This window comes from Commensalibacter sp. ESL0382, from assembly GCF_009725775.1.
Classification (GTDB): domain Bacteria; phylum Pseudomonadota; class Alphaproteobacteria; order Acetobacterales; family Acetobacteraceae; genus Commensalibacter; species Commensalibacter melissae.
Window position 1 is genome coordinate 562848 of sequence record NZ_WNII01000011.1, and the last position, 23265, is coordinate 586112.

Consider the following 23265-nt stretch of genomic DNA (forward strand, 5'->3'; position numbering starts at 1 on the left):
ATTAATATTGAATCTTTTTATTTTTTGTAGGTAGGTTTTTATCAAATCCTAGATGATTATACTGCAAAACTTTAAAAGATTCTAAATTTTTAATAGGCAAATTCTGTCTACCCCATCCCCCACCTAATGCCACCACCAAATTAACTGAAGCCTGCATTAAGCTAATTTGACTTTGAACTTCAGCCAATTGGGCGGCTAATGCGGCATTCTGGGCTGTAACAACGTCTAGATAAGTGGTTAATCCTCCTGTATATAATGACATTGCCATTCCCTGTGTCCGTAAGGCCGCTTCAGAGGCCTCCTTATTTTGTTCTAATTCCAGCCGCATCTTTTGCGTTAAGGTAAGATTATCCTCAACCTCGCGAAACGCATCCAAAACAGTGGAGCGATATTGATCCCGTGTTTGTCGGTAGACTGACCAGCCCTTTTGTAAACTTGCCCGACGTAATCCCCCCTGAAACAAGGGTAAAGCCCCCTGAATTGCCGCAGACCACATGCTGTTGGCCATATTTGCCAAGCCAAATCCCTTGTCCTGAAAACCACTTGCCGCGTTAATCGTGATATCAGGATAAAATGCAGCCTTTGATATGCCTATATGGCGATTGGCAGCGGCCATCTGTCGCTCAGCACTGGCTATATCAGGTCGACGTTGTAATAGAGATGATGGAAATTCCACCGGTATATTCGGTATATAATCATTTAGATTTGTTTTTACCGATTTTATATGAAAATCTGCGGGGAATTGATTAACCAAAACAGCGATCGCATGTTCGGTCAAATCCCGTCTGGCCTGTATCTCTGTTTGTTGTGCCTTTGTAATTGCCAATTGATTTTCGGCACGTGAAACGTCTATCCCAGCCGAAATAGCACCTGCCTGACGCATACGCGTGATATCAACCGCAGCTTCATAATATTGTATGGATTGGCTTAAAACCTCATTCTGAGCATCATACCCACGTAAAAGCATATAACTGCCTGCCAGATCCCCTTCCAGAGATAGTTTTGCAGATTCATAATCAGCAGCTTTCGCTTGAACCAGGTTTCTTTGCATCCTTATTTCATTTCTAATTTTACCCCATAAGTCTGCTTCCCATAAAACAGAAGCCTGATATTGAATATTTGTTTCTTCAATTGGAGCATGACTGGTTTTACTTCGGAATAACCGGTGATGGGATTGTTTATATCTTCCACCACCAGCTTCAAGATTTAATTGTGGGTACAAATTCGATCTAACCTCTCCAAGAACAGCGCGACTTTGCATATAGGTTTCTGCTGCCGCTTGCAAATCAGGATTATTTTTTTCCAGATCGCTTTCCAGTTGATTTAACACAGGATCATGGAATATCTCCCACCATGCACCTTTAGGAATCTGATCCTCAGGTTGTGCAATATGAAAAGGGGCTGTTCCATGCCAATTTTCAGGCAGAACATAATGAACAGGTTTGTAATGCGGGGCTAAATCACATCCATTCAGAAAAACAAGACATGCCATTAACAAATAACCATATGGTATATTGGCTTTATCTGCCTTCTTATTCCACATTGGATTCAGCCGCATTTTTCTTGAACGAATCATTATCATATTTTTTTGTTACAGATTCGCTATTTTGAAAATTATCGTTATATCCTGGTGTGCTATCTACAATTTTAACCTGTTGCCCATTTAATAACCCAGCTGATGGATTATTCACAATCCAATCCGTTTTTTTTATCCCTGCCAATACCTGAATTGATTTACCAAGATTATTTCCTAATTTTACCTTCTGCATCCGAACCCGATGATCATTCCCGACAACGGCAACTTGCATACCCTCACTACGAAAAATTAAAGCCTGTTCTGGAATGATCAAAATATCTGGATCTGCTGGGGTTATAAAATGAACCTGTACAAAAGTTCCGGGCCATAATATATGAGAGGCGTTTTCAACGGTCAATTCAGTTGTCACTGTACGGCTGGCCATATTAAACGCCCTTGCAGATGTCAAAAAATCCGCCTGAAAGGTTTTTCCTGGATATTGAATTGTTGTCAATTCAGCCTTTAACCCTTTTTTCAGGATTGATGCATAATCCTGCGGCACATCTACAAAAATACGGAGTTTATGAATATCAGAAACCGTAAACAACTCGGTTGCCTTACCTTGACGGCTTAAATCTCCATTATTATTCACAAAATCCCCTACATCCGTTAATCGCGATGTAACAACGCCACTAAAGGGAGACTTGATTTTTTTGAATGCCTGTAAAGCTTCATACCGGGCCACTTCATGGCCCGCTGCATCCACTTCAGCCTTTTGAACTTTAGCATTGGCGACTTGAACATCAACTTCCTGCTGAGATACCGCTTTGGTTCCTGACAAGGCCTGCCAACGTTTTGCCGTAACTGCCGCCAATTGGTAGCGTGTCTGGGCAACTTTCAAATTTGCTTTTGCTGCCTCATACTGCGCGTCCAGACCAGGAGTGTCAATTGTTGCCAGTAATTCACCCGCTTTTACAGTCGCACCATAATCCTTATACCAATGTTGGACATATCCTGATACCTGTGCATAGATTGGCGCCTGATACCATGCCGATACATCTCCAGGCAAAGTGAGACTTCTTATCGCTGGACCTTTTTGTGGCTGGATACATTGAACAATGGGAAATGAATCTTTCCTGGCCTGTTCTGTCAGTTTGACAACATCGTGCTGTCGCTCAACAATTCCAAAAATTGCGTAAATACAAGCGCAAATTCCAATCATTAAAAAAATAGCCTTGGTTTTTTTTGAAAAGTTGGACATCCACTATTCCTTTATCCGGCCATGACGGTTATAAACCAATGCAAACACACATGGAACAAACAACAAGGTTGCAAATGTAGCCAGAGTTAGCCCCCCCATAACGGCTTTACCTAAAGGGGCATTTTGTGTGTTACTGAATGACATCGGTATCATGCCAATTATCATTGCGGAAGCCGTCATTAAAACAGGCCTGATACGACCATATCCGGCCTCAACTGCGGCTTTTACCGCATCTCCATGCTCAGTAAGCCGTTCCCGAGCGAAAGAAACAACAAGAATGGAATTAGCAGTGGCCGTTCCCATGCACATAATTGCCCCTGTCAACGCGGGAACAGACAATGCATTATGACTGATAAACAAACTCCAAGAAATCCCTGCCAGGGCACCCGGCAATGCAGTGATGATAATAAATGGATCTAGCCAGGATTGAAAATTGACAACGATAATCAGATAGACAAACAATATAGATAATGCCAATCCCACCAGTAATTGCATATAAGTATTATACATTGTTGTAGCCTGCCCCCGAATGGCTATTGTAGAGCCACGGGGTATTGTCGCCTTTTCCCTTTTGATAACTTTTTTGATATCCCTGCTGACAGCCCCCAGATCTCGCCCTTCATTACTGGCATAAATCTCAAATACGGGCATGATATTGTAATGGGATATTTCACCACCTGATCCTGTATGATCAATACGGCTCAAGGATCCCAAAATCTGCGACTTGATTTTCTTTTCCCCTCTTTCGGAACCATTGACAGGAATGGTTTCCAGATCATTCATATTCTGTAAATCAGATTGGGGGGTTTGAATATTCACCAAATGAGACACCCCTGTCTTGATATCCAGCCAATAAGTGGGTGCGACCTGTCCGCTTCCCGATAAGGTTGCAAGAGCATTATTTGCAATATCCGCCTCAGTTAATCCTGTACTAAGAGCAAAATCACGACGGGTATTAATCATCAGGGTTGGTGTAGAAACCGTTTGTTGAACCCTTACATCCGCAATACCAGGAATACGCTTTAATTTTGCGGCAATATGTTTTGCATATTCATAGTTACCTGCCAAGTTTCGACCCACGATCTGCACATTGATCGGGGCAGGTAAACCAAAATTTAAAATTTTGGCGGTGATATCACCCGGCGTGAAGGCAAAGTCTGTTCCTGGAAATTTTTTTCTTAATCCATGTCTGAGAATCTGGCGATATGCCGCAACAGGAGATTCAGAATTCCTTAATGAGATTGTCATGTCACAATCTTGTGACCCTATTGTCGGAGTTGCAACATAAGCCTGGTTGATACTGCTAAAGGGCAAACCACAATTATTGACAATTTCATAAACTTGCCCAGGTAACAAATCACTGATTTCTGAATTGACTAGATAAGAAATTTTACCTGTTTCCTCAATTCTTGAACCCAGAGGAGCACGCATGTGTAAATCTAGTTCACCAGATTTAATTTCTGGAAAGAAATCCTGTCCGACAAAAAATAATAAACCTACAGACAAAAAAGAAAAACTTAAAAAAATTAGGATAAATTTTTTCTTAACAAAAAGAATTTTATGCAAAAAAATCCGATAGTATCTTCTGAATTTCTCAAATCCCTGATCAAAATCATGCTGGAATCGTGCGAAAAAAGTTTCTTTTTTTTTATTGACGCCATGATTTTCCACTTGTCCACGCAACAGATAATAAGCCATGGTGGGAACAAAAGTTCTGGATAAAATAAAGGATGCTATCATTGCAAAAATGATCGCTTCAGCCATGGGCATGAATAACCATCCTCCCACCCCGGTCAGTTGGAACAACGGAAACCAGACGACACAAATACAGAGCGTTGAAACAAAAGTTGGAATCACAATTTGATTGGCCGCATCCACAATTGCATCATACAAGGGTTTACCCATTTCAAGATGCGTGTCAATATTCTCAATCATGACGGTGGCATCATCCACCAAAATCCCGACAGCGAGGGCCAGACCTCCCAATGTCATGACATTGATTGTCTGATGCATTGCCTCTAGACCAATCAGGGCGGATAAAATCGCCAAGGGGATGGAGGTTGCTATAATCAGGGTTGATCGCCATGAACCCAGAAATAGAATTACCACAATACTGGTCAGAAATGCAGCCGTGACCATTTCCCTTACAACATCATGAACGGAATCCTTAACAAAAACTGAGGCATCTGATAGAATGCTAACATCAACTCCTGGTGGCAGTGTCTTTTGCACTTGTGGCAATAACCTTTTGATACCAGCCACTACCTGAAGGGTGGAAATATCCCCTGTTTTCATAACGACCATCAAAATTGCCTTGTGCCCCTTCACCAAGACAAGATTGGTTTGCGGCGGTCCACCTCGATGTACCCAGGCAACGTCCCTTAAAAAAACCGTTGCATTGCCGACTTTTTTAATTGGAATATTGTTAAATTCGTCAACAGCTCTGGGACTGGCATTGGTTTGAACCATAAAATCAATGGAACCGACTTTCTGGTCTCCAGCTGGCAAGACAATATTTTGCTTGCCAAGGGCATTACCTACATCCGTTGCCGTTAACCCGTAAGCCAGTAAGCGAGCCTGATTCAAATCAACTTGAACATAATTGGAAACACCTCCATAAGGTGAGGGTAATGCCGCCCCCGCAACAGAAATCAAGGCCGGCCGTATCAGATTAGATGCCATATCATAAAGCTGGGACCCGGTAATAGTTTTGGATGAGACCTTTAACATCATGACAGGGATGGATGAAGCACTGTATTTAATGACCAGGGGGGGCGTCGTACCTTTGGGCATCTGTTTTAAAACAGTTTGGGAAACCGAGGTAATTTGTGTCTGGGCCTCTGCAATATCAGTACCGGGTTGAAAAAAAATCTTCACAATTCCACGCCCATAGTAAGAATTGCTTTCAATATGCTCAATATTATCAACCGTGGATGTCAAGGCCCGTTCATAATAGTAAACAATCCGCCCCGACATATCCTCTGGCATCAAACCTGTATAATTCCAGACAACAGCTACCACTGGAATTTTAATATCAGGAAATATATCAGTTGGTGTCCGGAATATAGCCAACACCCCAAAAACAAGAATTAAAATAGCCAGAACAACAAATGTATATGGACGCTTTAATGCCGTAATTACAATTGCATTCACCTTATTAAGATCCCATCCGTTTTTCTTTAATTAACCATATGATTTGCTCGTTCCTTGATAAAATGCTGTTAAACTATTTTAAAACATACCCATCTCTCGTTAAAATAATCTTATCCATTCTGGTTATTCAGTTTCCTTTTCCCCAATTTTTTCCAGCGATTGAATAAGTTTTTGGGTTTTACGACGGGCATCAGTGACGGAAGTGGCCGTATTTTCTATATAACGGGTCAATTTTTCAAAAATCATGTCAATTTTTATCATTTCTTGTCTGGTCTTGCCCAATAAACTTGAAACAAATTCCGTTTTCTCACTCAATGCCAATGAAACATAACCGAGATGAATAGTCCGTAATAAAGGCGGCATTAAGGCGGGGGACATAATTAAAATATGATAAACTCTGCCGATTTCGTCGATAAGACCGGGAATTCGAGCGATTTCCGTATAAAGTCCATCAGTTGGAACATATAAAACAGCGAATTCAACCGTTTTTGGCGGTACAATATATTTTGAAGCGATCTTTTTCGCCTCCTGCTTGACACAACTTTCCAGAGCTTTACGGGCAGCCTGTTCCGCGCCACTATTTCCTTCTTCAATAGCTTGTATTAATCGTTCATAAGCTTCCGTTGGGAATTTAGAATCAATGGCCATTAAAGGTTTATGGGAACCTTGTGCAGGCATATGAACGGCGAATTCGACAATTTCCATGCTGTTATCCTTTAAACGCACATTCCGTTCATAAGTTCCAGTTGGTAAAATATCATCTAATATTGATTGTAGCTGCGCCTCACCCCAGCCGCCACGCGTCTTAACATTTGTAAACAATCGCTTTAAATCGCTCATCTGCGCTGTTACAGAGTTAACCTCACCCATCAATTTTTGAATCTCGGAAAACTGTTCAACCACACGCTGAAAAGATGACTGCATTTGAGTTTCAACAGCCTTGTTCAGTCTTTCCGTTACAGATTGGCGCAACTCTGTTAAATTCTGTGAACTTTGCTCTGTTAAAAGCTGCATCGCCCTTGCCTGATCCAACCGTAACGTGGATTGTTCCTTCATCAAACTTTCGTTCATGACATGCAATCGCTCAGCCAGTTGGTTTTGACCATTCTGTAAACGGTCGAACAATTCCTTCTCAATTTTATCAAGATGCTGCTGCTGACGGTCTTGATCCTGTATTCGTGCGGAAGATTCCTTCTCGATTAAAAATGTTATTCTTTTTAAAATATCCTCCTGCCGATCATTTTTTTTCATTGATTGTTTCAATATAAAAACAGCAGCCAAACCAAAGCCAATCAATACAATAATGAAAATAAAAAAATATTCCGTATAATTACTTATCATTGATCTATCGTCTCAACTTCAATTGTCTATACAATTATTAAAATAGATTTCGTAAAAAGCCCGGAGTTAGCAACATTGAAGGATATGCCTCCATATGAGGGTCTTTGAATTTTCCGTTAATGACAAAGGGAACGGCAATAAACCCCCCCCCTTTTTCTGGAACAAATAATTTTCCCACCCCCGGGACATGACTGAATAGTTTATTCACCGCATAAATCGGCACTATTGTTCCCTGCAAATCCAAAACCGCTTTATCAAGATTGATATCGCCCTTCAAAGTCGCTCCAAGTTCATCATTGAAAACACGACCATTTTTTATTTTCAGAATCCCCTTATTCAAAAAGATATTTCCTTTGAGAGCATCAATATTCAACGCATCCGCCTTTTGCCTTTTGAACCAACCATAAACAGAAAGATTACTGATCCGTTTTAAGGCGGTGGGAACATGATCAACAACAAAAGGCTCGATTTGTATCTTGCCGGTAAACGGGGCCTCAGGATCATTGTCATCAAAATTACCACTCAGAACACAATGCCCTCCTGAAATTCTATTTGATATTCCAACAATATCCAATAAATTGCCAAGATTCTGAGCATCCAGATAAAATTGTCGATTTGAATCCTTGGGAAATAATGACGCAGTTACCAAAGTTGGTTGGCGCATTCCATAAGAAAGACGCATCAACCGTAATCCATTATATTCAATATAGGCTGTCACTTCGCCCAGCTTCTTATTCTTATCATAAAAGATTTTCTTGGCCTGAAGGTTAAAGATCCAACGTCTTCCCTTAAGTCCTTTGTACTTTCCTGTAGCTGCAACAGGAATATTATAATTCTGTGATTTCTTGGAAACGGCATGTTTTTTCCTGGATGATCCCAGATAATCCTGAATAAATGGGGAAAGATCCAATGTATCTGCCTTGACAGAAATACGTACATCACCTTTTAAAGGGTTATGAAACGCTTCCTCCGTCATTGGAAAATTAATGGTCGCTTTTCCTTCTGACCGTCCAGTTTTAAAATATTGAATATTTAATTGGGTTGGAATTCTATTTTCGATATTCATATTGGCATGCACCAACAAGTCACTTCCCTGAGCATGCAAGTCTTGAATACCGACCAGTTTGTTGTCATTCAATATTATCGTTCCCGAAGCCTTCGCGGGTTTTGCAATTAGCTTGTGCCAAATTGGGAGTTTCAATTCAGTTCTTGATAGATCCAAATTTAAATTGATTATCGCTTTTTTGTCGTAAAATTTTGAATAGTTTAAATCTAGATAGGCTTGGCCCCCTATATCCTTAGCCATATCAAAACCTGTTTGTTTCAAGGTCTCTGACGTAATGGTCAAGCCAACTTTTGCTTTTTCAACAAGCGACCCAAGATGTTGATGCGTAAAATTTTGTCTATACTCAATACGTGCAGGAAAATAAGATAAAAGACCATACCCATGTAAATCAAGTTGACGGGCATTCACGTCCACCACTAAATTCCCCTGTCTCAAATCCTGTCCTAACGCTATATCTTTTAGATAGACATTTTTAATCTCATTATGTCCCTGAATATCAATCTGTTCGATTTTCACCTTTTTCTTGAGGGGGATTTCCAAATGTAAATGCGTAGACAAATCCCCGGAAGGATTTTTAAAAGGGACAGGATGACGAGATAGCAAATGCAATCGTTGTTCAGATAATAAAGTTAATAAATCTTGCAACTTACCTTTTATCAAAAGCGTTATAATACCCAAATCCCGATGATTGCTTAATCCTGTAATCCACATATTGCCAGAAGGTATATTCAACTTGCGTAATTTCGAGGTGGTTCCATTTCCTGACCTGACAATTTGATAACCTCCTCGATATTTAATCAATATCCGATCAGGATTTACAAATATCATTTGTGCATTCATTTTCTGTAAAGGTGGGATGGGCCTTAACCAGTGAACCTCCAAACCCGTTGCCTGACCAATTCCACCCTCCAAGTTAACCAGTCTCAAATGATGCCAGCCCTCATGCCCCGTAAGCCTTGCATGAATTGAAAAATCTCGCGCTTGCCCTCTTGTAATATTGCCCGTAACCCATTCATTGGCCCCTTTGGCTATGTGACGAGGCCAATATTCTTTTAATGTTGAAAAGTCTAGCAACGGACTACCTGCGGAAAAATCTGCATCAACCACTTTTGGATTTAACAGTGAGGATAATTTCAACCAACCCTTGAAATGAAAAAAAGGCCCGCTTTTCGCATTTTCCAAATCCGACGGCGATCTCAATTGCAGACAAATGTCGGAAAAATCAATCTTTGCAGGATATTTGGCATCTTCACCAAAAAAAGCGCTTATACGAGCATTGAAAAAAGATGGGAAATATTCCATATTTCCAACCCTTACATTCCCCTGAGCAGAATTTATTTTAATATCTGCCATATAAGGTTGCATGAAAGCTTTATTCTGGATAGAAAAACCTATATTCGCCTCAGCTGAAATAGGCATATTAACAGATTGCAAATAACGCAATTCCGGTATCATTTCTGCAATATTGGCGGGATTGACCTGATCGATCTCCATATGCCATTGGAGCTTTCCCGTTTTTTGCAAATTAACAATATCTGATGAAGTTATGGACTGAACAGAGCTTTGACCTTTAATTTGAACCTTATGACCATTAATATCAAAATTGAAATAGACTTTTCCAATAATGGTCAATGTTTTGTCAGCATAAAAAGGATGCACATCAACATCAATCTGTCTTGATTGAATCAAATTATGATCAATGTCATCTTTAAAAGATAAAACGGTTTTCTCAATTTTGACATGATACAAACGATGAAAGTCGATATCCAGCCTGGATTGTCTCGACAAACCCAATCCTGACAAATCCAGATTAACATGATTGTCTTTATATCTTCTTAAATGTAATTGTGCACCTGACAACTTGATATACAAAGGAACAATTTTTTTATGTCGTAATGATGATGTATCCAGCGTTAATTTTGCAAAGTCCAAATGATCCCTTACCTGATTATAGACATCCAGTAACTTTAATCCTTCCAGTTCGAAAGTGACTGGTGTATTAAAGCCTTTCTTTAGAACAGGCCATTTCATAACCAACTTGTCAAACGTCAGTCTTCCAGCAGGTTTATCCTTCTCCATACCTTCTATAACCGTTAAAGGAAGCCAATATCGGGCGATAAAGGTAAGGTTGGCAGGTGCGCTTAATATGAATAATATAAAAGCTGACACCATCACGACCAGCAATACAATTACCGAACAGCCTGCCAGTAAAAATTTACGCAACCAGTTTCGTCTGTGTTTTATTTTTGAATCTTTATGAAATTCTTGCTCTTTCTTTATGGGCATTTTCATCTTAATATTTGTAAACTGAAAAAAACCAAATAACAGAAATCATGTATCATGTCTCACAAAAACCTGTCTTCTATCCCTTGGTTTGATCAGAATTGGCCAAAAGCGGCGGATCAACGTTCAGCAGACCTTTTTTCAAATGCAGTTAAAGAAGCATGGGTTAAAAATAACAAGGATCCAGTATTAATTCAGCAACCCGGTATTGTCCGCCTTATCCATACCATTGGTGGGAACAGCCCCTTTCTTGCTGATTTGATTATAAAAAACATTCATTTCTTTGAATACCTTATATTAAATGGACCTGATAAGGCCTGCAATAAAGCCTTTACTTGCCTACAAAATTCATCAATACAAGAATCCAGATCCAGTATCGCCAAAATATTACGGATTACCAAACAAAAAATTGCCATTGCCTGTGCAATTGCAGATATTGGAAATGTATGGACTTTAAAAAAAATAACCCACACGCTCAGTTATCTTGCAGAAATCACCCTTCATTTTGCAATCAATTATCTTTTATTACAAGCACATCAAAATAAAAAAATTACACTTTCCCACCCAGAAAATCCTCAGGAAAACTCAGGATTTATTGTTTTGGGAATGGGCAAACTTGGTGGTAGGGAACTTAATTATTCTTCTGACATTGATCTTATTATTCTTTATGATCCAGACAAATATCCGAATCATCCCGATCTTGCCACACTTTTTATCCGGATCACACGACAACTCGTAACCCTCATGGAGGATCGAGATGAAAATGGATATGTTTTTCGTGTTGATCTGAGATTACGGCCTGATCCCTCTTCTTCCCCACTCGCCGTTTCGTTACCCGCCGCCATTTCATATTATGAAAGCTTGGGACAAACCTGGGAACGAAGTGCCATGAGTAAGGCACGACCTGTCGCGGGAGATCTTGCAGGAGGATATTCTTTCCTGGAGGCTGTTCAACCCTTTATATGGCGCAGGCATCTGGATTTTGCTGTTGTCGAGGACATTTATGCCATGAAAAACAGGATTGATTGTCATAAAAATTCAGGCAAACCCAACCCGCCAATACTCTCTGAAAAAAAATTTGGACAAGATGCCCTGCACTGGTTAATCGGTCAAAATGTGAAGTTAGGTTATGGTGGTATTCGTGAAATCGAATTTTTACCCCAAACCTTGCAATTGATCTGGGGAGGACGTTTTCCAAAACTGCGTACACCACAAACAATCAAAGCCATACAGCAATTGACCAGAAAAGAGTTAATTTCCGATGAATCCGCAACGATCCTAATTAAAACCTACTATTTCCTTCGTAAAATAGAACACCGCCTGCAAATGCAATCCGATTATCAGACCCATTCCCTTCCCAACACACAACAGGCATTTGATGCATTTTGCATTTTCATGGGATATGAATCAACAGACAAATTTGTTGAAGATTTATTCCCGCTTATGCAAAAGGTCCGACATATATTCGAGGGATTTTTTACGTCTCCGGATAATGAAGAAAATTTTATTCTTGATTTACCTAAAAATGAATTAATCAATTATCTGAATGAAAAAGGTTTCCCCGATGAAGCCGCATCTATTTTACAATCATGGAGCAATAGCGGCCCCCGTACTTTAAGAACCGCACGGGCCAGAATGATTCTAAAAAATATTTTACCTAATATTTTACAGGCTTTTGCAGAACAGAAAAACCCTCTTTTGATCCTACAGCGTTTTGACAGTTTGCTGGCACGACATCATGCGGGGATACAGCTTTTGTCCCTTTTCGAACGTAATCCCATTTTAATCGAAAAATTGGCGTCAATATTGGGTTCCTCACAATTCATGGCTGATTATATTACCAATAATCCTGCAGCACTTGATGCGTTAATTCATGTCGATATATTAAAAACAAAAACAAATCTACTGCAAAAAACGATCCATGAGCATCTAAACAGCACCCAGTCTCTGGAAGAAATTCTGCCCATTCTTCATAACATTATTCAAAGCGAGGAATTCAGGCTTTCCGTTTCCTATATGGAAAACCGCCTTTCTCTAAATAAAAGTCAAATCCAGCGTACACGAATGGCAGATATCATTTTAAACGAACTTCTGGCAAGAGTAATCAAAGATCATGAACAAAAATATGGGATTATTCCGGATGGAGGCATATGCATCATTATCTTGGGGAAAGCCGGATCATGGGAAATGACGGTGGGTTCCGATCTTGATATGATGCTGGTCTATGACCATCCACCTGAAATTGCTGCCAGTGTCGCAGAAACAGGATTGGCCAATAAAGCATTCCGTTCGTTAGCCATCAATCCTTATTATATACGATTAACACAAAGTTTTATCACTGCACTGACCAATACAAGCTATACAGGTCCATTATATGAAATTGACATGCGTTTACGTCCATCTGGCAGCAAAGGGCCCGTTGCCGTATCCCTGAACTCATTTCAGCGATATCATGAAAAAGAAGCCTGGACATGGGAACGGATGGCTTTAACGCGGGCCAGGGTTATAGGTGGACCTAAAATCTTGCAGGACCGGATCAATAATGCCATTGGCAAGGCTTTGGATTCTTCCCCTTCTGGCGTGACCAATAAAATTATTTTACAAGACGCCGTTCATATGCGCAAAAGGCTGGAAAATGATATGCCCCCCACCACACAATGGGATGTCAAATATCTTAAAGGTGGACTTATAGAAGTGGAATTTATTGCTCAAACTCTGCAATTAATCTCGCATAATAATAAAGTAAGACATCCTTGCACAAGAATAGCATTCAGAAAATTGGCGCAAAATGGCTATCTTTCTATTGAAGAGGCAAGATATTTGATTCAAGCTGATTATTTCTGGCGAAATTTGCAAAGTCTTTTAAGATTATTTTTCGGTAAATATCCTCCCGAACATTTGGAAATGGATGCAACTCCAATCATTATTGAAATCATGACCGAAAAACTTCTGGGAAAGATTTTTCACACAAAAGATTCCTTTTCTCTGATTATGGAGAAAATACATCAAACCAGTGAACAGGTTCGTGATCTCTTTATAAAACTTCTTGGTCCTGTCACCTAATAACTATATTATTAACTTGGAAAAAATATTCAATTTTCATTATATCCATCTAGAAAAGTAAGTTACATGACCCAACTAAACGAAGGTTCCCAGGCACCCAATTTTGATCTCCCCACCCAACTTGAAAGTTCAATTTCACTGACGGCATTAAAAGGAAAAAAATTTGTTCTTTATTTTTATCCAAAAGCCAATACATCTGGATGCACGAAAGAGGCCTGTGCCTTTGAAGAAAACCTGACCGCATTCAAAAAGCTCGATATCCCTGTTATTGGTGTATCCCGTGATCCAGTTAAAAAACTGAAGGATTTTGCCCAAAAACACAACCTCACCTTTCCATTGGCATCCGACGAAAAAGGTGAAATGACAGAAGCCTATGGCGTTTGGGTAGAAAAATCAATGTATGGCCGAAAATACATGGGTATTGAACGATCGACCTTTTTAATAGATGAAAAGGGTAGAATCCTTAAAATCTGGCATAAAGTCAAAGTTACCAACCATGTAAACGAAATTTTGAAAACTCTCGATGCACCTGATCGATAATCTTCTGTGAACCTTACGGATGTGCCGGTGCCAACATCTTCAGATCAGAAGGTATTCGATACAAACTGGCATCTTGATGTGCGTAAACAACTTTTAAGGCCACAACTAATGGAATGTTATTACGTACAACGCGTAACATAACTCCATCATTTGTATAACATACATCATTAATATTGCCCTCTGTATCTGCTACCTCCCATTCATTACAAAATTGTCCAGCAACCGTGGCCTCACCAACCTTGACATAATCTCCCTCTGCCCTTTTTCCCATGCCCTGAATAGATGCACCCGGCGCGACAAGTTCGGTTTTTTTCTTTAACTGGGGGTTTAAAACGGTTAATCGCTGCGTGCGATAATCAGTTATCATGTATGTATCAATCCCCTGGGAATCAATTCTTTGTTTCCATTGTTCCACGGACCAGCGCATTCTCTGATGAAATGGAGGTAAACCAGGCATGGGACCAGCGATTGCATAAACCACATCAACATCCCTTTGAGGAGTAATAAAAGGATTTTGGCTGGCATCCACCTTATTCCCATTTTCCGATTTTTTAGCCTGGATAGGTGAAAGAGGCTGAGCGTTGGCATTGGGTGAAACCAAGGTTGGACTTTCCCCCTTTTGCTGGGGAAGTCTAACCTGCTGATATCCTACCGGAACTTGAAATATGGAGGGAGACAAAGCATCAAATTGCACTGAAAGGGCTTCTGTTTTACCATCAATACCATCAATATCCATTCCTTCCTGCCGTAATAATATGCCTTCATCAGTTACACAAACATCCGAATGTCCTTTTGTTCCTTGAACTAACCAATGATGACACAAAATACCCAATATACGATCTGTTCCCTTTTTTCTGAAATGCAGACTTTCATCCAAAAAAAGACCACCCGTGCCCGATTTACTTGGTATCACCGTATAAACTCGCGACTTATTGGAAACAACCGTTGCCGTTTGCTTAGCTGAATCAATAAGGGTGAACCCAATATTGTTGGGACCATCAATTCGAAATAGAGTTCCATTTCCAGAAAAATATATCTTGCGTTTTTGGGCCAATGATGAATTTTCCGGCTGCACGGCATAAACAACCGTTACATCTCGTTTCGGCATAAATAAAGGATGCTTTTCTTGGGCATAGGCCGGTAGGGCGGCAAAAAAAGTGGTACCAATAAGAATTGATCCCGTATAACCCTTTTTTTTATAAAAAGAAGAGCATAGCGCCCTAAAATTATACAACATCACTTTATCCTTAATATATTGACTTTACAAATACCGAATTATAGACGGAATCAATTCCGTTTCAATCCCCCTTAAACTAAACTTAATTGATATCTCGTTAACTAAAAATCTATAATGCCTTAATCTTGAATAAACTTTGCACGTCCAATTCTATTGTAATGATTAAATCATGATAACATGAACATGATCTGATCATGTCATTAAAAAAAATTATCGGAATTTATATGATTTTTACAAATATACTCAATTGTTTCCCGAGCTAACATTCCATGTTCACGTTCCAATCGACGTATAACAAAATGTAGTCTTGCCAAAGAACGATAATGATTTAAAAAGGCCATATTTAATGAGGCGCCACATAATGCGCTAACAACAGGCATCATCTGCATACTCAGTTTTTGGGAAAGGCTCAATCCATATTGGTGAGAAACGTCAGCCATGAGCAAAATCATCGGACGACCACGCAACATTAATCTGGCTGAAAAAAAACCCAGCTGATTATCTTTATCTATACCCAAATTAGCAAAAGACCGTAATGCAAATACCTCTAGACAGGCGCGTTTAGTATCTTCATTTTGCAGATTCTCCCCTTCCTCTTGCGCAACATGAGCAATTTCACGCATAAGGGCAAGGGTAGTCAGACTGATATCAGGCAACATACCACCCAATCCAGTGAACCCTCCAACTGCACCTGACGTAACAACCATGGCTTTCATCATTCGATCACGCCAGACAGCTTTTGATAAATTTGAATCCTTTTTCTCTGTTTTTCTGTTCAATCCTAAAATGGCAATTTCAAAAGCGCGCTGAATGGAAACATTGGTGAATTTCTCTATTTTTTTCTGTATCCTTGGTGAAAGACTCAGTCCTCTTTCACCTAATTTTATGGCTTGTCCTACAGCTCCTCCCATAATATCGGCCAATCGCAATAACACGCCGCGTCCTGCTTCCAGCTGTTCCAGCGCAACTGTAAGATCCTGAACCTCTTGGTCATTTAAAGAATAAGGAACAATCGTCTGATTATTTTCTGTATTCATTTGTCAATACCTATTCCAATGATGATAAATTGGTTATAATTTGATATCATTAACCATAATCCCTTTTAAGGGAAATAATATGACAAAAAAGTCATCTTTTTTAGAAAAGAAAAAGTTGCCAATTGATTACTTTTAAAAATAGATTATTTTTATATATTAAGTAAGAATTTAAAAATAATGGCATATAACAAAATGAAATCTGTTTCTCATTTTCGAACCGGTCTGATTTTAACTATTGGTTTATTGACAGGCATCATTCCTATGGTTGTTCAGGCTCAAATTTCTGGTGCAGTTTCAAATAATACGAAAAACCAGGCTCCAAATCCATTACCTCCACCTCCTTCAAGACCTGGTATGTCAGAATATAAACCTGTCAGCTATGATAATTCAATGACAACCACACAGTCGGATTCCATAACTTCTCAAAAAGGTGAGGGATTGCCAGGATCCACACCAAGCCAATCGCCTGTCAGACCCTATAACGGTCCTTCAGTCAATATTCCCGGGACAGGAATTCGGGCGTATTTTAACGCACCTGTACAACCTCCCTATAATGCAAGTGCATCCTATGATACATTTGCCGGGCAACCAGGAGGCAATCGCAGTGCAATTTTACAACAAAACAAAGTGCGCTAGCTAGTTAACCTGTTTCTGTTATTTTTTTTCTGGCTGACGTGGCCAACTGATCAACCCGTTCATTTTCAGGACATCCATTATGTCCTTTTACCCAATGCCATTGAATTTGATGCCTGGCAGCGGCACTTTCCAATCGCTGCCATAAATCAGTATTCGCAACCGGTTTTTTCCCCGCTGTTTTCCAGCCGTTTTTTTTCCAGCCTTCAAACCATTCAGTAATTCCCCGGCGAACATATTGACTATCCGTATACAAATCCACATGGCAAGAACGGGTCAATGTCTCCAAAGCCACAGCCGCGGCAGTCAGTTCCATACGATTATTTGTCGTTTCCATTTCCCCACCACTTAACTCACGTTCAATTCCCTTGAAGCGTAATAACACTCCCCATCCGCCAGGACCTGGATTGGGACTGCACCCTCCATCTGTCCAGATTTCAACAAGACCTTTTTGAAAATTGCTTCGATCAAAATTCATATGTTTCAACTTTGTTAAGTTGATGATATCTTAGCCTGTATAAATAAGGTTGCGGATCTTTAGGAGTAACCAAAGCTGTTGAAGGGGTATAAACCAGATCATGTAGGCGCGTCAGTAAAAAGCGCAATGCCGCCCCCATTTTAAAAATGGGTAACAACAATCTTTCTTTTTCAGTCAGAATACGAACAGACTGATAACCTGCGACCAAAGCCCTTGCCCGTTTGACAAGATACTCACCCGTTTCTTTAAAACACCATGCATTTAAAGCAATTGCCAGATCATAAGCCAGAAAATCAGTACAGGCAAAATAAAAATCTATAAATCCACTTAGACGATTATCTTGAAAAAAAACATTATCAGGAAATAAATCTGCATGTATCTGACCCACTGGCAAACCCTCTTGTTGGGTAGGCCAGGATTGAATGATTTTTCTTAGGACAGGATCGATTTCCCTTATTAAATCATCATGCCCGTGATTAACCGATTTTTCAAGTAACGCATTCCAGCTGTCCGGTCCCACATGATTTTTTTTATTCTGCTTGAATTCCAGACCAACCTGATGCATCCGAGCCATCGAGACGCCCAAGGCAAAACAGTGTTCCGGCAAAATTTCCGAAACTTCTTTTCCATCCAAAAAAGTAAAAATTGCTGCCGGACGTTCATTCAGCTCAATCAGGCATTCCTTCTCTTTTGTTCTGACAGGTAAGGGGCAACGGATATGATGTTGCGCAAAAAACTGCATCAAATCCATATACCATGGAAGTTCTTCTCTTTTTATACGTTTTTCATAAAGGGTAAGAATATATTTCCCCTGGGTGGTATCAAGAAGAAAATTGCTATTCTCGACCCCCTGGGCAATACCCTTTAACCGAACAAGTTGACCGATAGGATAATTTTGAAGACAAGATGATACTTGTTGTTCAGAAACATTTGTATAAACAGCCATGTATTAACTCTATGTTTCTCTATTTTATCCTAGGGGAGCTGGCAGACTGAATGTAACATGTTCCTCTTTGACAATCCGTTCTTCGATATCGAGCGTAAAATGTTTGGACAAGGCTTCAAGTATTTCTTGCACAAGGGATTCAGGTGCAGAGGCTCCTGCCGTGATCCCCAATACATTCACGCCTTCCAGATCTTTCCAATCCATGTTTTCCAGTTTCGGTATCAAAATTGCCCGTGGCGCTCCCGAACGTTCAGCAACCTCACGCAACCGTTGTGAATTGGAAGAGTTTGGGGAACCGATCACGAACATCAAATCACACTCTGCCGCAATTCTTTTTACGGCTTCCTGTCTATTTGTAGTTGCATAACATATATCCTCACGCTTTGGCCCCTCGATCTTGGGAAATCGTTGCCTTAAAATGGCAACTATTTCTGCGGTATCATCCACAGAAAGCGTAGTTTGTGTTATAAATGCCAAACGATCTGGATTTTCAGGTTGTACAGTACGGGCTTCCTCTGCATCCTTAATAAGGGTTACCGCACCTGGTGGCAATTGCCCCATCGTTCCAACAACTTCGGGATGACCTGCATGACCAATCATCAAGATATGACGGCTTTCTTCACCGCCATTGGCAAAATGCCGTTCCGCCTCTCTGTGAACCTTGGAAACCAAGGGACATGTAGCATCAAGATATAACAGGTTACGTCTTTGGGCTTCTAGGGGCACAGTTTTGGGAACACCATGCGCTGAAAAAACCACATGTGCATCTGCTGGAACCTCATCCAGTTCCTCCACAAAAATAGCCCCCTTTTTTTCTAAATTTTCAACAACTGTCCGATTATGAACGATTTCGTGACGAACGTATACCGGTGCCCCGTACCGTCGCAAAGCTTCTTCTACAACACGAATAGCTCGATCAACCCCGGCACAAAACCCACGAGGGCCAGCCAATAATACTTTTAACGCACGAGTTTGATTTTCTGAATTCTTTAAATGTTGGTCAGACATAATTTTTCCAAGTTATTAAAAATCTATAAACTTTATATTTGGATTTTATCAGGTAAACAAGCTGTTATTAAACATCAGAACTTAAAATTAATTATAAAGAATATATTTCACATTAAAACAATTTGTTTTATGGTATATATTTTATTATTTATTAACAACCTCTTCTCTATAAATGGCAGGAAAGCGATGATCCTTTCAAGTGTTTTGACAAAAAAGACGATAAAAACACCCCTCGTCTTTTTACCCTTCACATTTTTTCTGTGGGGATGTGCAGAAAAAGTAACATATGATTTTCCTCCTGCCTGTCCCAAAGTTAGTATTCTTCCTGCAGCATCAGATTATTTTGTTTTTGAAAATAATCAGGATAGTCTCCCTCATCTTATAACTAAAGCCAGCATCATAGAAATATCAGGCAATTGTACTGATGATCCAAAGAACGAAAAAAATAAAGAACGAAGAAAGAGAAATTTAAGCTATCAAGACTACATTGATACACAACTGAGTGTGACCCTTCAGATTCAGCGAGGACCAGCAGCCCAGACTCATTCTTTCAAAATCCCATATTTCATTGCAACCATTCATAATGGAAAAGTCGTTGATAAACAGGAAATGATTGCGGAAGTTAGTTTCCCCAATAATATTGATCAAGTGAAGCTTGAATCCAAAAAATTGATGTTCAAAGTTCCCGCCACAACTGCCCGTACCCCTGATGGGTATGAACTTACTGTTGGCTTTCAACTATCTCCAAACCAGCTTGAATATAATCGTCACCATTTTGGATCTGTTCAATATAATTCCTATTAAACTATCCATTATAATTTGCTTAAAAAATCTAATTTAAGCAAATTAACAATTGCATGAAAAATCAGGGGATCATTGTACCTGTATCGATGTACCGTTCATGCCATGACAGGGCTTCCTTAAGCAAAATAGGAGTATGAGCCATATTATTTTTTAGGGCCATTTGATAATATTCCCTCAATAGAGGTCTAAAAGTGGGATGCGTACAATTTTCAATAACAAGTTTTGCCCTTTGACGCGGTGACAGTCCCCGTAAATCTGCCAATCCCCGCTCGGTTACAATAACCTGGACATCCTGATAAATATGATCCACATGAGACACCATCGGAACAATTGAGGAAATCTTTCCTCCTTTAGCCAAGGATGGAGTCATGAAAATCGATACATAGGCGTTTCTTGCATAATCCCCAGAACCACCAATTCCATTCATCATTCTTGAACCCATAATATGGGTGGAATTGACATTGCCGAAAATATCCGCTTCGATGGCGCCGTTCATGGAAATGCATCCCAACCGGCGAATAACACCGACATGATTACTGATTTCAGAAGGCCTTAAAATGATTTTGTCACGGAAAAAATCAGTGTTATCGTTAAAATACTCCGCTTTTTCAGGACTTAGAGAAAAAGATGTCGCCGAAGCAACCTTCATTTTCCCAGTTTCAAGCATATTCAACATACCGTCCTGAATCACCTCCGTAAATGCGGTCAGATTGTCAAAATCCCCTTCGCCCAAAGCCTCCATAACCGCATTGGCAACATTGCCAACCCCGGATTGTAACGGAAAAAGTTGAGGCGGCACTTTACCTCTTTTCACTTCATACCTGAAAAATTCCATTAAATGTCCAGCAATCAATTTTGCATTTTCATCACTGGGACTAAAAGGGGCATTTCGATCTGGAGCGTTCGTTTCCACAACAGCAACCACTTTATTCAGATCAACAGTCATATATGGTTGACCTATACGATCACAAGGAGAGGACAATGGAATAATTTGATGAGGAAAGGAGGTTGAAACCTCCCATGCATCATGCATACCCTCCAGACCTGCACTTTGCCATTGATTGACTTCAAGGATAATTTTTTTTGCACTATTCAACCAAAGCTGATTGTTGGCCAGAGCCGAGGAAGCAACCAACCGACCATCTTCGCAAATACGTACGACCTCGATAATGGCGACATCCATTTCACCCAAAACACCTGTACGATATAAGGGGGCAACCTGTCCCAAATGCATATCAAGATAATCAGTATCCCCACTATTGATCCGTTTACGCATAATTGGATCAGTATTAAACGCGGAACGGTAAGAAACTCCGTTAACCTCCGCCAATGCACCATCAAGTTCTGGCCCTGTTGACGCTCCAGTTATCAGTTTGACTTTAAATTCCTTACCTAACGCATGAGCTTCCTTAATTCTATTAGCCAAAGCCTGAGGAACTGCCTTCGGATATCCTGACCCCGTAAATCCACTTGTACCTATCAAATCACCCGCATGAATAAATTGCGCGGCCTCTTCAGCCGAGCAGACTTTTCGTTTTAATCCCTGATGTTGAATACGATTATTTTGAGACATGACTAATCCTTTAAAAATCTTAACTTAAATAAAACTATATATTTTTTTTTCTTTTAATTAAGATCATAAAGTTCAATTCTCCCAACAAAAAAAAGTGAGATATTCAATAAAAAAAACATTTTTGCAATATATAGATGCAAAATAAAAAACTTTATGGTTTATACTATAGTAATGTTTGCCACATTATCCACTCGTTTCAAAAATTTCAGAATTATCGGGGATGTCCATGGTGATATTAACGGTTTTCGACATGCTGTTGAAACAGATCACTTCATCATTCAACTGGGGGACTTGGTCGATTACGGACCGGATAGTGGTGCTGTAATGGCGTTAATGTTACAGGTTCAGGATGAAAAAAGAGGAATTTTCTTGATTGGCAATCATGACCGAAAACTGGGATTGTTTCTCAAGGGATTCAGGGTAAGAAAAGATAATATCCTGACCAGAACCCTTGATCAAATCAACCAACATCCTGATAAAAAACTAACCGATAAAATCTTGCAAGCTTTGGAAAAAGCTCCTGCCTGGTTAATTTTTAAGAATTTTATTTTTGTTCATGGCGGATTTCATACCAGAATGCTGGTTGAACCCCCGCCAGCCAATCCATTGACACCGATAAATGCCTTATTATCCCGCACATTGTATGGAGAGACAACCAATAAAACCCTTGCAAATGGTTATCCGGTCCGCAGACTAAACTGGGTTAATCATATTCCATCAGGTTATACCCTATATTGCGGACATGATTGCAGATCCACGGACGGACGTCCCTGGATCCGCAAGGGGTATGCCGGAGGGACAGCCGTTTTTATGGATACTGGAGCGGGTAAAGGCGGTCATTTATCGTGGATCGATATTCCAATTTAATTCAAATTAAAAATTATTATCCAAAATTTATGTAAAAAGGTAGATTGTATGATTAAACAACCACCACTTTCCACAGAAAAAGCTAAACAAGAATTATTAAAGTTACGCCAAAGCATTGATAATATTGATAATGCGTTAATTCATATTCTGGCTGAACGATTTTGTTTGACCCAAAAAGTGGGTGAATTGAAAGCAACTTATCAGTTACCCCCTTCTGATCCTCAAAGAGAATCTGAACAAATTACACGATTGAGAGAAATGGCCAAATCCGCCCATCTGGATCCCAATTTCGCTGAAAAATTTCTTCATTTCATCATTACGGAAGTTATTCAACATCATAAAGCAATTGCCAAACAAAAAATTGATAAGAAAAATTAAATCATCTCTTATTTTTTATTTTTGGTTGTGCATGCAATTCTTTATATTAAGACTCAGCAAAACAATTTTAAATATAATTTA

At 39.8% G+C, this 23265-nt stretch carries 17 protein-coding genes; 6 read left to right on the forward strand and 11 right to left on the reverse strand.

Translation table 11 applies throughout. From position 1 onward, the window contains the following. Position 1 precedes the first annotated feature (1 nt). The 5 genes from GM552_RS06800 to GM552_RS06820 all read right to left on the reverse strand — a co-directional run bounded on the left by GM552_RS06800 (position 2) and on the right by GM552_RS06820 (position 10623). Positions 2-1558 (reverse strand): efflux transporter outer membrane subunit, encoded by a 1557-nt coding sequence (locus GM552_RS06800; RefSeq protein WP_230882772.1) that lies wholly within the window; start codon positions 1556-1558, stop codon positions 2-4. Beyond that, positions 1533-2777, reverse strand: a complete 1245-nt coding sequence (locus GM552_RS06805; RefSeq protein WP_155565794.1) for an efflux RND transporter periplasmic adaptor subunit — start codon at positions 2775-2777, stop codon at positions 1533-1535. The genes GM552_RS06800 and GM552_RS06805 overlap by 26 nt, the downstream gene beginning before the upstream one ends. Before the next feature lie 3 nt (positions 2778-2780). Then, positions 2781-5930, reverse strand: coding sequence for an efflux RND transporter permease subunit (locus GM552_RS06810; protein ID WP_370533605.1), 3150 nt, complete (start codon positions 5928-5930; stop codon positions 2781-2783). Between the two features lie 123 nt (positions 5931-6053). After that, entirely contained in the window at positions 6054-7271 is a 1218-nt protein-coding gene (locus GM552_RS06815) for a DNA recombination protein RmuC (protein ID WP_155565795.1), read from the reverse strand. 37 nt (positions 7272-7308) lie between these two features. Next, the gene (locus GM552_RS06820) at positions 7309-10623 is read right to left on the reverse strand and encodes an AsmA-like C-terminal region-containing protein (protein WP_196424865.1); all 3315 of its coding nucleotides are present in this window, start codon (positions 10621-10623) and stop codon (positions 7309-7311) included. Between the two features lie 54 nt (positions 10624-10677). On the opposite strand from GM552_RS06820, the gene GM552_RS06825 reads away from it, so the two are divergent. Both GM552_RS06825 and bcp read left to right on the forward strand, forming a co-directional pair. Further along, on the forward strand, positions 10678-13683 hold the full coding sequence (locus tag GM552_RS06825; RefSeq protein WP_155565797.1) for a bifunctional [glutamine synthetase] adenylyltransferase/[glutamine synthetase]-adenylyl-L-tyrosine phosphorylase: 3006 nt from the start codon (positions 10678-10680) through the stop codon (positions 13681-13683). A gap of 66 nt (positions 13684-13749) precedes the next feature. Continuing rightward, on the forward strand, positions 13750-14223 hold the full coding sequence (gene bcp, locus GM552_RS06830) for a thioredoxin-dependent thiol peroxidase (protein WP_155565798.1): 474 nt from the start codon (positions 13750-13752) through the stop codon (positions 14221-14223). A 13-nt stretch (positions 14224-14236) separates the two neighbouring features. Here the strand turns inward: bcp and GM552_RS06835 are convergent, their stop codons facing one another. Together GM552_RS06835 and GM552_RS06840 are read right to left on the reverse strand one after the other, a co-directional pair. Further along, positions 14237-15460, reverse strand: a complete 1224-nt coding sequence (locus GM552_RS06835; protein ID WP_155565799.1) for a DUF4412 domain-containing protein — start codon at positions 15458-15460, stop codon at positions 14237-14239. Positions 15461-15660: 200 nt separating this feature from the next. Further along, the gene (locus GM552_RS06840) at positions 15661-16497 is read right to left on the reverse strand and encodes an EcsC family protein (protein ID WP_155565800.1); all 837 of its coding nucleotides are present in this window, start codon (positions 16495-16497) and stop codon (positions 15661-15663) included. Between the two features lie 192 nt (positions 16498-16689). Here GM552_RS06840 and GM552_RS06845 point away from each other — a divergent pair, with 192 nt between their 5' ends. After that, a complete protein-coding gene (locus GM552_RS06845) occupies positions 16690-17133 on the forward strand; it encodes a hypothetical protein (RefSeq protein ID WP_155565801.1) in 444 nt (147 codons plus the stop codon). A gap of 4 nt (positions 17134-17137) precedes the next feature. On the opposite strand, the gene rnhA is transcribed toward GM552_RS06845, so the two are convergent. The 3 genes from rnhA to ispH are packed head-to-tail and all read right to left on the reverse strand — an operon-like array spanning position 17138 to position 19562. Then, positions 17138-17608, reverse strand: a complete 471-nt coding sequence (gene rnhA / locus GM552_RS06850) for a ribonuclease HI (RefSeq protein WP_155565802.1) — start codon at positions 17606-17608, stop codon at positions 17138-17140. Next, a complete protein-coding gene (locus tag GM552_RS06855; protein ID WP_155565803.1) occupies positions 17598-18554 on the reverse strand; it encodes a homoserine kinase in 957 nt (318 codons plus the stop codon). The genes rnhA and GM552_RS06855 overlap by 11 nt, the downstream gene beginning before the upstream one ends. 24 nt (positions 18555-18578) lie before the next feature. Beyond that, the gene (ispH, locus tag GM552_RS06860) at positions 18579-19562 is read right to left on the reverse strand and encodes a 4-hydroxy-3-methylbut-2-enyl diphosphate reductase (protein ID WP_110438429.1); all 984 of its coding nucleotides are present in this window, start codon (positions 19560-19562) and stop codon (positions 18579-18581) included. Between the two features lie 186 nt (positions 19563-19748). Here ispH and GM552_RS06865 point away from each other — a divergent pair, with 186 nt between their 5' ends. Further along, positions 19749-20366, forward strand: a complete 618-nt coding sequence (locus tag GM552_RS06865) for a hypothetical protein (protein WP_155565804.1) — start codon at positions 19749-19751, stop codon at positions 20364-20366. 61 nt (positions 20367-20427) lie between these two features. Here GM552_RS06865 and GM552_RS06870 read toward each other — a convergent pair whose 3' ends face one another. Next, positions 20428-21939 carry an acetyl-CoA hydrolase/transferase family protein gene (locus GM552_RS06870; protein ID WP_155565805.1) on the reverse strand — a complete coding sequence of 504 codons (1512 nt, stop codon included), beginning with the start codon at positions 21937-21939 and terminating at the stop codon, positions 20428-20430. 153 nt (positions 21940-22092) lie between these two features. On the opposite strand from GM552_RS06870, the gene GM552_RS06875 reads away from it, so the two are divergent. Together GM552_RS06875 and GM552_RS06880 are read left to right on the forward strand one after the other, a co-directional pair. Further along, positions 22093-22806: a metallophosphoesterase gene (locus GM552_RS06875; RefSeq protein WP_196424866.1), complete on the forward strand. Its 714-nt coding sequence runs from the start codon at positions 22093-22095 to the stop codon at positions 22804-22806. 48 nt (positions 22807-22854) lie between these two features. Next, the gene (locus GM552_RS06880; RefSeq protein WP_155565806.1) at positions 22855-23184 is read left to right on the forward strand and encodes a chorismate mutase; all 330 of its coding nucleotides are present in this window, start codon (positions 22855-22857) and stop codon (positions 23182-23184) included. Positions 23185-23265: the final 81 nt, after the last annotated feature.

Coding starts and splice junctions, on each gene's coding strand:
- GM552_RS06800 (WP_230882772.1), bottom strand. CDS start 1,558: ATGCGGCTGAATCCAATGTGGAATAAGAAGGCAGATAAAGCCAATATA.
- GM552_RS06805 (WP_155565794.1), bottom strand. CDS start 2,777: ATGTCCAACTTTTCAAAAAAAACCAAGGCTATTTTTTTAATGATTGGA.
- GM552_RS06815 (WP_155565795.1), bottom strand. CDS start 7,271: ATGATAAGTAATTATACGGAATATTTTTTTATTTTCATTATTGTATTG.
- GM552_RS06820 (WP_196424865.1), bottom strand. CDS start 10,623: ATGCCCATAAAGAAAGAGCAAGAATTTCATAAAGATTCAAAAATAAAA.
- GM552_RS06825 (WP_155565797.1), top strand. CDS start 10,678: ATGTCTCACAAAAACCTGTCTTCTATCCCTTGGTTTGATCAGAATTGG.
- bcp (WP_155565798.1), top strand. CDS start 13,750: ATGACCCAACTAAACGAAGGTTCCCAGGCACCCAATTTTGATCTCCCC.
- GM552_RS06835 (WP_155565799.1), bottom strand. CDS start 15,460: ATGTTGTATAATTTTAGGGCGCTATGCTCTTCTTTTTATAAAAAAAAG.
- GM552_RS06840 (WP_155565800.1), bottom strand. CDS start 16,497: ATGAATACAGAAAATAATCAGACGATTGTTCCTTATTCTTTAAATGAC.
- GM552_RS06845 (WP_155565801.1), top strand. CDS start 16,690: ATGAAATCTGTTTCTCATTTTCGAACCGGTCTGATTTTAACTATTGGT.
- rnhA (WP_155565802.1), bottom strand. CDS start 17,608: ATGAATTTTGATCGAAGCAATTTTCAAAAAGGTCTTGTTGAAATCTGG.
- GM552_RS06855 (WP_155565803.1), bottom strand. CDS start 18,554: ATGGCTGTTTATACAAATGTTTCTGAACAACAAGTATCATCTTGTCTT.
- ispH (WP_110438429.1), bottom strand. CDS start 19,562: ATGTCTGACCAACATTTAAAGAATTCAGAAAATCAAACTCGTGCGTTA.
- GM552_RS06865 (WP_155565804.1), top strand. CDS start 19,749: ATGATCCTTTCAAGTGTTTTGACAAAAAAGACGATAAAAACACCCCTC.
- GM552_RS06870 (WP_155565805.1), bottom strand. CDS start 21,939: ATGTCTCAAAATAATCGTATTCAACATCAGGGATTAAAACGAAAAGTC.
- GM552_RS06875 (WP_196424866.1), top strand. CDS start 22,093: ATGGTTTATACTATAGTAATGTTTGCCACATTATCCACTCGTTTCAAA.
- GM552_RS06880 (WP_155565806.1), top strand. CDS start 22,855: ATGATTAAACAACCACCACTTTCCACAGAAAAAGCTAAACAAGAATTA.